This window comes from Thermogemmatispora sp. (assembly GCF_019683755.1).
Taxonomy (GTDB): domain Bacteria; phylum Chloroflexota; class Ktedonobacteria; order Ktedonobacterales; family Ktedonobacteraceae; genus Thermogemmatispora.
Genome location: NZ_JADGHT010000498.1, coordinates 1 through 2,559, shown reverse-complemented (window position 1 = coordinate 2,559; position 2,559 = coordinate 1). Strand labels below are relative to the sequence as shown.

The 2,559-nt window shown below is 55.9% G+C and carries 3 protein-coding genes; 2 read left to right on the top strand and 1 reads right to left on the bottom strand.

Translation table 11 applies throughout. The features are described 5' to 3' along the window. A partial coding sequence (locus IRZ24_RS19270) for a GAF domain-containing protein (RefSeq protein WP_297168073.1) occupies window positions 1-627 on the top strand: 627 nt, incomplete at its 5' end. A gap of 758 nt (window positions 628-1,385) precedes the next feature. Further along, a complete protein-coding gene (locus IRZ24_RS19265; RefSeq protein WP_297168070.1) occupies window positions 1,386-1,835 on the top strand; it encodes a hypothetical protein in 450 nt (149 codons plus the stop codon). Window positions 1,836-2,120: 285 nt separating this feature from the next. Here IRZ24_RS19265 and IRZ24_RS19260 read toward each other — a convergent pair whose 3' ends face one another. Then, window positions 2,121-2,402 carry a helix-turn-helix domain-containing protein gene (locus IRZ24_RS19260; RefSeq protein WP_297168068.1) on the bottom strand — a complete coding sequence of 94 codons (282 nt, stop codon included), beginning with the start codon at window positions 2,400-2,402 and terminating at the stop codon, window positions 2,121-2,123. Between the last annotated feature and the right edge of the window lie 157 nt (window positions 2,403-2,559).

The window sequence follows — 2,559 nt, the reverse complement described above, 5'->3', positions numbered from 1 at the left end:
GCCATTAAGCACCTTGATCCCGAGCAGCGTGGTCTGGCGCTGACCTATGCCGAGCTGATGCCACCGCGCTCCGATGGTATTCACTCCCTCTACGAAGCTGAGGTCCGGGCTACCAGCCCCTGGTCGGAAACGCAGGAGAGCCGGGCCTTTCTGGGCAGCACAACCCTGGCTGGTACTGCGGCAATGCTCCAACGTCTCCAGACCTGGAGTGAGCTGGATCGGGAGCAACGTCATCAGTTCGTTGCCGAGGACTTTGAGCGGAGCGCCTGTGCTTGTCCTGTCCTATTCGCTAGCCGTTGCGCTGGGGTCCTCATTGTCTCCAGTACTCAGCCTGATTTCTTCTCGCCGGCGATCTGTCAGGCTGTGCATGAGTATGCTCGACTGGTGGCCCTTGCTCTTCCTGAGTCGGCCTTCTATGATCCTTCGCTCATTCATTTGCGTCCCATGCCTGATATTCGCTGGCAGCGTGAAGAGATTAGCCGAACCTTTGTGAATCGTGTCATTACCTACGCTCGCCGTTTTCAGCTTTCTCGTCCAGAAGCGGAAAGGCGTGTCCGTATGGAGATGGAGGAAGAATTTGAGCAACTAGCACCTGTCCATTTCGCGCTGTCGGGGGAGCGGTCATGAGGGCGGGAGAAGCAGAAACACTGCCTCATGGCCGCTCCTCTCTCCCCTGGACTGTGCTCTCGCCCTAGCTGATTGCTCTGATCGAGTCAGACTCGGGGGCTGCTCCCAGCCGGGCAAGAGGAAGGCAAACCGCAGTCCTTGGCCTATGATGGGAAGCCTGACGAAGCGATCAAGTTATCTATCATCCAAAGCTAAGGTCGCTTGATCGCGGGAGCCTGGCCGCTCGTCACCTGGCGTTTTCCTTGACAGTGGGGGCCTGATCTGCTAGCTTTTTGGTACGAGTGAATAAGCCTTGTTCACTCGATTGACTCTCTTTGAGGAGCAAGCTCATGCAGTCTCCAGAGCCGGCAGGTGCCCAGCGGAGCAGTGGCCAGAGCCAGCAGGTGCCAGAACAGAAGATCGCTGCTGACCCTCTTGGCGCCTCGTCTTCACAGGCGCCTGCAAGCCAAGCGCCTGAACAGGCTTCGGGGCCACCACCGTCTACCGCAGCCGCTGAGCCAGTGAGCGATTTTGTCTATCCACCGCCCCCATCGTTTTATGAGCATCTCGCCCCCGGCGCAGAAAGACGCGCTTCCCAAGCCCAGGCTGGGCCTACTCCCGCCGGCGGTCGCCTACCAACTCCTTCAGCATCTTCTCCTTTTTCTGTTCCTACTTCTCGAGAAAGACCGCCTCAGCAGGAAATCTATCCTTCTAGTTCTGTTACTTCTTCTTCTACCTATGCTGGTCCAGGCTGGCCCCAGAGCAGGACTCCGGTAGCTGTGACCAGGCGCTCGCGTCGCGTCGTTTGGATCTCGCTAGCGATTCTGGGTCTGGCCTTACTTGCCTGTATTGGGGTTGCTGCCTGGGTTGTTGCCGGTCCTTTCAGGCAACTCCAGCAGCAGTATAATGGCCTGATGATGCTGGTGAACGATTACTATGATGCTATCCAGCGTCAGGACTACGCTCAGGCTTTTCAGGATCTGCAGCCTGGCGGCTTTCATGCCCAACTGACTCAGCAGGAATTTGTCCAGGAGGCGCACGATTTCGATAAGCGCTATGGCCCAGTTCTGAGCTATCAAATCCGTTCGCTGCCTAACCTCGGTTTGGAGCAGGGGCCAACCTATACTGTGGAGGTTGATGTAGCTCGCAGGCACTTGTCTTACACAGTGCTGCTCACGGTGCGCCAGGTAGGCGATAGTTGGAAAATTATCGACTTTGATCACATCTGAGGAGGAGAGTGGCAGCGGCTTGCCGTGGTAACTGCGAGCAGGGGTGTCTGCCATCTCCCCCCTCTCAGATCAGAGATCGGTGTCTGCTGAAAAGAGAGCGATGGCTCGTCTGGCTGGGACTAGGTCTGAGCAAGAGGAGAAGGCGACAGGGTGGGGAAAGCCTGGGGCTTGGATAAAAAAACGAACCGGACAGAGGCTGTGCCACCTGTCCGGTTCGCTATGGAGGGCGCAAACCAGTGAATGCTGCTACAACGTGTCGTCTTTAGGATAGGAATAATAAAGCCGCTAGCTATTGTGAGCCGTGGTAGCATTCTGATTCTGGTTATTCTGCGTAGAGAGACGCGACTGCAGCTTGGCCTGCAGCTTAGCCACAGGCGTCGGCGTCTCGCGGCCCACACAGGCGCGCAGGTCACCGCGGTAAAAGCGCCATGTGCTACCAACTTTGTGCCCCGTGAGCTGGCCAGACCACATCAAGCGGTAGAGCGTCGAACGGCTGACGCGCAGGTAGTTCATAGCCTCTTTGAATGTCAACAGGACATCGTCATCTTGCATAACTGGCATTGCCATCGATTCTCTCCTTACGACCGATTGATGAGTTCACTGCTCAAAAAGAGCATTTCTTCGATACTGAGAGCTATATGTAGATATATTGTCTCAACGCTGGTTATCCTAACCTACCTTGATACACTTTTTTATGGAGATCCGGTTAACATCAGGTTAAGTT